This is a genomic window from Okeania sp. SIO2B9 (assembly GCF_010672505.1).
In the GTDB taxonomy this organism is placed as follows: Bacteria; Cyanobacteriota; Cyanobacteriia; order Cyanobacteriales; family Microcoleaceae; genus Okeania; species Okeania hirsuta.
On sequence record NZ_JAAHGK010000255.1, the window covers coordinates 1 to 7096 of the forward strand.

Annotated in this window: 7 protein-coding genes and 2 pseudogenes; 6 read left to right on the forward strand and 3 right to left on the reverse strand. The window is 36.4% G+C overall.

Annotated elements, in window-relative coordinates:
* The first annotated feature begins 105 nt into the window (after positions 1-105).
* Positions 106-279, forward strand: coding sequence for a hypothetical protein (locus tag F6K13_RS11430; RefSeq protein ID WP_287272806.1), 174 nt, complete (start codon positions 106-108; stop codon positions 277-279).
* 615 nt (positions 280-894) lie between these two features.
* Here the strand turns inward: F6K13_RS11430 and F6K13_RS11435 are convergent.
* On the reverse strand, positions 895-1071 hold the full coding sequence (locus tag F6K13_RS11435; RefSeq protein ID WP_287287411.1) for a hypothetical protein: 177 nt from the start codon (positions 1069-1071) through the stop codon (positions 895-897).
* Between the two features lie 75 nt (positions 1072-1146).
* Positions 1147-1560, reverse strand: a complete 414-nt coding sequence (locus F6K13_RS11440; protein ID WP_124144894.1) for an MAPEG family protein — start codon at positions 1558-1560, stop codon at positions 1147-1149.
* A 1071-nt stretch (positions 1561-2631) separates the two neighbouring features.
* On the opposite strand from F6K13_RS11440, the pseudogene F6K13_RS35090 reads away from it, so the two are divergent.
* Positions 2632-2793: pseudogene (locus F6K13_RS35090) on the forward strand (transposase); the annotation flags it as partial.
* Positions 2794-3039: 246 nt separating this feature from the next.
* Here F6K13_RS35090 and F6K13_RS11445 read toward each other — a convergent pair.
* The gene (locus F6K13_RS11445) at positions 3040-3252 is read right to left on the reverse strand and encodes a hypothetical protein (protein WP_287287413.1); all 213 of its coding nucleotides are present in this window, start codon (positions 3250-3252) and stop codon (positions 3040-3042) included.
* A 194-nt stretch (positions 3253-3446) separates the two neighbouring features.
* Here F6K13_RS11445 and F6K13_RS11450 point away from each other — a divergent pair.
* The 4 genes and pseudogenes from F6K13_RS11450 to cobD all read left to right on the forward strand — a co-directional run.
* A pseudogene (locus F6K13_RS11450) lies at positions 3447-3827 on the forward strand (reverse transcriptase domain-containing protein); the annotation flags it as partial.
* A gap of 36 nt (positions 3828-3863) precedes the next feature.
* The gene (locus tag F6K13_RS11455) at positions 3864-4208 is read left to right on the forward strand and encodes a group II intron maturase-specific domain-containing protein (RefSeq protein ID WP_275670369.1); all 345 of its coding nucleotides are present in this window, start codon (positions 3864-3866) and stop codon (positions 4206-4208) included.
* 691 nt (positions 4209-4899) lie between these two features.
* Positions 4900-5187, forward strand: coding sequence for an HU family DNA-binding protein (locus tag F6K13_RS11460; protein WP_094671573.1), 288 nt, complete (start codon positions 4900-4902; stop codon positions 5185-5187).
* Positions 5188-5199: 12 nt separating this feature from the next.
* Entirely contained in the window at positions 5200-6261 is a 1062-nt protein-coding gene (gene cobD, locus F6K13_RS11465) for a threonine-phosphate decarboxylase CobD (RefSeq protein ID WP_287287415.1), read from the forward strand.
* Positions 6262-7096 lie beyond the last annotated feature (835 nt).

Genomic DNA, 7096 nt, shown 5'->3' on the forward strand with positions numbered 1-7096 from the left:
GATTATTCTTAAAGTTTACCTTACTATCCTGAAATTTGCTGTAGTATTATGTCTGCTTAGTTACAGCAAATTCCAAGTATATGAAGTACAGATATTAACAATTAAATGTTTGTAGTACGGGAATCTTGCCCGCTATGGGTGTACCTCACAAAGGTGGAATCTTTTGTATATTTGTATATCAAGTTGAATCGTAAACATGGGAAAATTAATGATGTTGAAGCTGAGTTAATAGGTATAGCACAAGGAAGAAGGAAGTTTGAAAAATCTTGCGTTGTCTGAATTTTAAGCTTTTGATATTTCCTAACCTTTGCTTCGACTTCCTATAATACTAAACCCGGTTTATAGAATATCCTTTTATGTAGATGGGGATATAGGATGTAGGAAAAATTAGGAGAGGATTTAATCTTACATTCTATAAAGTATTTTTGAGAACCGGATTTGGTATAATTAAGGAGGAGAAAAAAAGTAAAATAAGAGACAGTAGAGTTTTTTGTTACTAATTTAAGCAGACATAATATTAGGATAAAATTTTTCAATTAGTTTGTCACCCTAAGAGCTGATTTATAAAGTAAATATTAAGAGGCTGAATTTCTGGCAATACAAGGGTTTTGGGAGTTATAGTCCAATAATGCCTAAATCCCTGAGAGTTAGATGAAATCAGGGTTTTAGCTAAGTTTACAAATCAGCTCTAAATTATGATTAGTATCAAATATCAAATATCAAAATTTTTGCTACATCTTATTGAGAGCAGGTAGTTGGTAGCAAAGAGTAGGAATATAAGGAATAATCTATCTTTATTTCATTGCTAATAATTGCTAAAAACATTACTATTCCTGACTTATTTATGAATAACTGAAGTGTTCAAAAAATATATCATTATTTTTAGGAATTGCTCTAATACTCCTTACTGTTTTTCCTTATGCGCATCATTGATTTTTTGTTTTTTGTGATTTGACTAATTTTGGCCTCGATTTCTGCTTTTGTATTTTGTTTCTCTTCCATTTTTTCTTGCCAATCATTTAGTTGGTTGAAAAGTTTTTGATTAATATTAAATACTTGTTTTTTAGACATTATTTTTACCTCATATATCTATGCAAAAAATCAAAATAGATAGAGACTATGTTAACCTCTATCTACTTATTATAGCTATGAAATAATTTTCCATAGGGGTAGTAAAATTCCTACTAAAGCACCTATCAATAAAGTTATAATAGCTAAAGAACTAATACCAAACCCTAAAGTTCGCTTCTCTGCAGCCTGATAATAACCCCAAGCAAATAAAATTCGCCCCACTACCCAAACTGTACCAATACCAGCACCCCATAGTGGGCTAATAAATATAGAAAATAGCCACAAAGACGGTAAAAATAAAATTATTTGTTCTACAGTATTTTGTTGTACTCTTAATACCCGTTCAAAATTTTGCTCTCCAGTCATTTGAGGAGGCATAATGTTGTATTTTGCTCTAGCTCTACCAACATTAATAGTCACAATAAAATACATGAATAAAGAGACAACTGTTATTAAACTCGGCCACAGAATTGCTTGTGTTTTTAGCATAGCGATCGCTTTTGAAAGATTATTTATTAAGGCAACTTTATTCACATAATAGTTTTGATGTTTATTTTTCACAAGTAGGCGATCATTACCATTTTATCGAAACGTAGGGTTTTGTCCACTATAAAACCCCATCTCTTTAGAGCGGAAATAGATGGACTCCCCAAGGTAAAAATAGGTGATTTCCTAACGAATGCTGACTCTTCCAGAGGAGCTTTCTTTCGGAATGCTCCGTAAACGCAAATCGCAAACTATCTTACCTATTTTAACAATTAATTTAACTCAAAACATACACAATTAAATATTTTTATACTATAGTTATAAGTATAAAGTTAATTAAAGTAGGTCGATATAAATGATAATCTATGAGTTCAAAGTTAAAGCTAAACCAGCACAATACAAAGCAATAAATGATGCATTCGTACATCTCAATTCATTCAAAATAAGTACTTAAGATATTGGATGGATCATGATAAAATAGGTAAGTACGATCTTAATAAATATTGCAAAGTATTAGCTAAAGAGTTTAAATTTGCTTCTGAACTCAATTCAATGGCCAGACAGTCGGTGGCGGAAAGGGTATGGTCTGCGATATCTAGATTTTACGATAACTGTAAAAAAAAGGTTTAAAGATAAGAAAGCGGTGCGACCCCGCGACGACGGTAGTCGCAAGCGGTTGGAGCTCAGGGAGGTCTACTCGCCATGGGAATGGCGACCAAGAGAGGTTTTTTAAACTTTGGAAAACAGACTCGGTCTATAGAACCCATTTGGTATCTTTTGAGGAAAAGGCATAAATTTGGCGTTGCACAGCGACGAAAGATTTGAGATTTTTGATTGAATTGGATTGTGGATTAATCAATTGCTAGAATGATTAATTAATGGTTATTTTTAGTCAAAGTCTAAACTAATTTTTGGCAATATCATTCCAGAATGTGCAACCCCATAAATTTAAGTAGCTAGTTAAGTAGCGATCGCCAATGCTCATAACCAATAGCTGGGTAAATGTCAGTCTTCAAGTAGTTTAACAGACAAAAAATGGGTTCTGATTGAACCTGCAAAAAAAAAAAGAAAACTTGTCCTACAAAATGGAGCAAAAGACAAATATTGGACAGTGTACTCTATCAACTGAAGAATGGTTGTAATTGGTCTGATTTACCCCAGGATTTACCTCCTTATTCCACAGTATTTTGGCAGCTACATTCAGTGGAGAGAATCAGGGGTAATGGAGAAGATTAGAGATGTATTATATCAAATCCGTTTAATTGGACATAAAAAAAATCTTCAATCGCCATAACTACGTTTATCTTTGTAATTCTTTCTCCTCCTGAGGACTGAGGACTGAGGACTGAGGACTGAGGACTCCTGACTTAACCATTCTATGGCTGTTTAACCGGATTTGATATTACATTCTCAACTGCCTCAACAGGTAAAAAAACCGCTCCGGGACAACTTTAATTATTACAGGACTTACGCAAAGCTCCGCTAACACTGAAAAATCAAGCGCGATCGCGTCAAGACAATTACCATAGTTAAAACCCGATAAAAAACGTCTATCAAATGAAAAATAGCCCTGAATTTTATTGTAGGCTTCTTCAGGTCTTGGAGCAGATAATCTGAGAGTAATTCATGTTTGACTTGAGCAATAGTTTTTCCTATTTTCACTGCTAATCTTTTGACAAAATTCCAGACTAACATTCCACAAGCAATACGATTTATTTGAATTTTTCTCAGACGACATTCACAGAAGCCGATACCTGTTAATTGCTTAATTTATCTGTGACATTCCTCAATTTTCCATCTCGTTTAATATTCAAATTATATATCATCTTTACTGCATTTGCTTAGGCCATTAGTAGCAATATATTCTGTTCTAAGGATTCTTTGATAATGTAAGCCACGAAACCATCCTCAACTTAGTTGGAACACATCCAGCTAGGAAAACAATCAAGCAGTGGTTGAAGGCAGGATACATTGATAAAGGAACATACAATCCAACACATGAAGGAACCCCCCAAGGAGGAGTAATTAGTCCATTAATCGCCAGTATAGGCTTACATGGACTAGAACAACTGATTAACTCAGTCAAGCTACCCAAAAGACGTAAGTTGGGCATAATCAGATACGCAGATGACTTGATTGTGACAGCCAACAACAGAGAAACTTTGGAAAATATCCGAGAAACTTTGAAACAATGGCTATATGAAAGAGGGCTACAAATCAGCGATGAGAAAACAAGGATAGTTCACATCAGGGATGGATTTAACTTTCTAGGGTTCAATCTAGGTAAATATAACGGCAAACTACTGATTAAACCCCAGAAAGAAAAGGTACTAGAATTCTGTCAACAAATTGGTAGAACAATTAAATCATGTGGTTCATGGTCACAAGAAAATCTCATTACCAAGTTAAATCCCAAATTAACAGGTTTTGCTAACTACTATCAAGGGGCAGTAAGTAAAGAAACCTTTAACTATATAAACTACAGGGTATGGAAATACCTTTGGAAGTGGGCTAGACCTAGGCAGCTGACTTTAATTTTAAACGCTAGCAAGAATATAGAACGATGGTTTGAAGGAATATTTCCATCCGACTCTACCAAGTCAAACGGTAAGCTCTACCGGGATTGCCTGCGGAGTGGACAAAGCCTTTAATTACCAAACTAAAGCCACGTTGAAACAAGAAGTTAACGCCAAAACTACCTATGTCCAGTTAAGTCTAGATTTGGGTGGTTTGGGGTCAGTTTAATAGAGCGGTGAAAAACTCAAACGTCTTAGTTTTAATTACTATCTCACAAAACCAGATTCCACTAATCAACCAATGGAAATTTTTGATCCTAGATGAGCAAATAGTTAGAGAAAAAACCTTAACTTTAGAGGGTGCTTCACAAAATAATATTTAACGCGCCACAAAGATCGGACAATCTATTGAAAAAAAGTCCTTTAATCAATCTAGAATAGTTTTTTTAGGCCCAAAATATAATTAAAAACTAAAGAAGTCTAAGAAATCTACATAAATTAAAGGTTTCACCGCTCCAGATCACCCAAGCACAGATTAGAATAAACCAGTGAAAGCTAGATTATATGGGGTTTTCAGCAAAAAAATCCTGATGTTATCCCTAACACTCACGCTTATGATAGGCAAGAGGATATGGGAAACCATTATCAGTCAAAGGGTCTGAGGTTTTGATAGGAGAAACAAAAGGTTGAAGTTAATCACAAAAAGCCTAATAGTTGAAAACCTATCTATGGTATCCCAAGACTTTGCTTGCCTGAACTTTAGATTTACTTGCAGCAAACTAAACCCTGCTAGAACATTCTGTCCAAATTAAAAAGGAGTATCTCAATGAACAAAGGCGAATTAGTTGACGAAATTGCAAAAAAAGCAGATGTCACTAAAAAGCAAGCAGATGCTGTACTTAGTGCAGCCCTAGAAGCTATTATGGAAGCTGTGGCCAGTGGAGATAAAGTGACCCTAGTGGGCTTTGGTTCATTTGAATCAAGAGAACGCAAAGCCAGGGAAGGTCGTAATCCCAAAACAGGTGACAAAATGGAAATACCTGAAACTACAGTGCCTGCTTTTTCTGCGGGTAAATCTTTCAAAGAGTTAGTTGCAGACAAAAACGGTAAATAACTATATCCAGCTTTGACTAAACCAGTACACGGAGGAAATTTAGCTTGGGCAGCCACAATAGCAGGTTGTCCAATATCTGCTATTCTTGATTTTTCTGCCAGTATTAATCCTCTAGGGCCACCAGATTCGGCTATCCATGCCATTCAAACTCAGATTGGCAAACTCACAGCTTACCCAGACCCCAACTATCAGGAGTTAAAGAGAGCGCTGAGTTTAGCACATCCTCCTTTGGCTCCAGAGTGGGTTTTGCCTGGCAATGGTGCGGCCGAATTATTAACTTGGGCTGCCCTAGATTTGTCAAAGCTGGAGAAAACTTATTTGGTAACGCCAGCTTTTGGTGATTATCGACGTGCCTTGCAAACTTTTACCGCTAATGTGGTTGAATGTCCCTTAATCGTCGGGCGATCGCAATTACCTCAGTTGGACATAGGAGCTGATACTAATAAAGGACTACTTCTCAATAATCCTCATAATCCTACGGGAATGTTGATCAAGCCTGAAGCAATTGTCCCTTATTTAGAAAAGTTCGGTTTGGTAGTGGTAGATGAAGCATTTATGGACTTCTTACCACCGCCTCAACTAGAAAGCTTAGTGCCATTGGTGACAGAATTTGAGAATTTGGTCATTTTACGTTCTTTGACTAAATTCTATAGTTTACCTGGACTACGCTTGGGTTATGCAATTTCTCATCCTGAACGCCTTCGGGAATGGCAACAATGGCGAGACCCTTGGCCTGTAAATACTTTTGCTATTGCCACGGCTCAAGCAGTTTTACAAGACCAAGTATTTCAACGGCTAACTTGGGATTGGTTGGCAGATGCTCGTCCCCAGTTATTCCAAGGGTTGGCGGAGTTACCGGGGTTACAACCATATCCCGGTGCAGCCAATTTTTTATTAGTTTATTCACAAAAGTCCGTTGACTGGCTACAGACAATATTACTGAAACAGCATAAAATTTTAATTAGAGATTGTCTGAGTTTTCCAGAATTGGGTGATCGCTATTTTCGAGTGGCTGTCCGTACTAAAGAAGAGAATCAAATGTTACTTGATGCTTTAACAGAAATTTTGAAGTAAATTAGTATGTGGTATTAATCTTAATTACTTAGGAGTCAACCCACCCCTAACCCCTCCCAGGAGGGGAACAGGAGTCAGGAGCCAGCTATTAGCTATTAATTTTTGGGGAAGGTAAAAGCAACCTTTGAAATTGAAAAAGAATAAAAAGTTACTGCCAAAGTCCCAGGACCAAACCTTAGAAGTAATTATTCATTACCGAATAATTAATAATTAAATAATTAAATAATTAAACAATTCAGCTTTATTAGGCTGCCTTTTCAGGGAAAAAATAAACTTTTTCCTTATTGGTAAATCCTCTCCCTTTTAGAGCTATCCATTTTGTGACAAAATAGACAAGTTATGTGTGAGTGCTTGAGAGGCTTTTTCTTCAAAAATCATGTATTGGAAAGTAGATTTTTTTGAGAACTTAAGTAGTTTTGCCTAGCTAAATTGACTCTTTCTTCCTACCCCCCTACTCTCTACTCACCTTCTCCCCACAAGGTTTGCAGAAGTTCCTGATCAGGGATAGCTTTTAGAGAGAGGTAATTATCCATTATCCATTAATGAATAATTGCTGTTTGTGTAGCATCCCGCAGGGAAGCGCTGACTGCTGAAACGTTGAATGCTTACCTTAGGAGTCAGGAGTCAGGAGAGAAGAAAGGAGAAGAAACAGGAGTAGAAGGAGAAAGTTTTTTGGTCGCCAAAACGGAACGGAGTTCTATCGCGCTCTTATCCGGAAATGATATAGCAATGTGCGCTGGCATATTTACAAATTACAAGAACTGTCCAATAGCTAAAAGTCTTGTATTATCGGTCTTTTATTCCCCCAGATGAGCTGTTGCCTGTTGCCTGTTGA

Excerpts from the sequence above, each read along its gene's own strand:
- F6K13_RS11430 (WP_287272806.1), top strand. The coding sequence starts at position 106 with ATGTTTGTAGTACGGGAATCTTGCCCGCTATGGGTGTACCTCACAAAG.
- F6K13_RS11435 (WP_287287411.1), bottom strand. The coding sequence starts at position 1,071 with ATGTCTAAAAAACAAGTATTTAATATTAATCAAAAACTTTTCAACCAA.
- F6K13_RS11440 (WP_124144894.1), bottom strand. The coding sequence starts at position 1,560 with ATGCTAAAAACACAAGCAATTCTGTGGCCGAGTTTAATAACAGTTGTC.
- F6K13_RS11445 (WP_287287413.1), bottom strand. The coding sequence starts at position 3,252 with ATGTTAGTCTGGAATTTTGTCAAAAGATTAGCAGTGAAAATAGGAAAA.
- F6K13_RS11460 (WP_094671573.1), top strand. The coding sequence starts at position 4,900 with ATGAACAAAGGCGAATTAGTTGACGAAATTGCAAAAAAAGCAGATGTC.